Source organism: Spiroplasma sp. Moj, assembly GCF_016082285.1.
GTDB lineage: Bacteria > Bacillota_I > Bacilli_A > Mycoplasmatales > Mycoplasmataceae > Spiroplasma > Spiroplasma phoeniceum.
Map to the genome: position 1 here is coordinate 1704 of NZ_MQTY02000140.1, position 391 is coordinate 2094.

Genomic DNA, 391 nt, shown 5'->3' on the forward strand with positions numbered 1-391 from the left:
ANNNTAATATGTACAAGAAATAAAAAATTAAATGAAAAAAAGTAATAATCTACAATAAATATATATTACATTTTACAATTTTTGGTTAACAATTGAATAAAAAAAAGGGTTGTTTATTAATATAAAATATTAAATATAAAAAAAAATAAATAACAATAATAATAATANTGTATNNAAGNTATANAACTCAAAAGTCAATATATCAGAAATATTTGAGATCCTCCAAGTTCTTCTAAGTCTAAATTCTGTCTGTATGAAAGGTACAAATTATTCTCAGACTTCCTATTTTGCCTTATAATTCTAAATAAAGCAGAGTAACTAAAACTTATAGCAAAACGCTACGATACTCTCAATATTCATATTATTTTACTATTTAGTAAAAAGCCCTAAT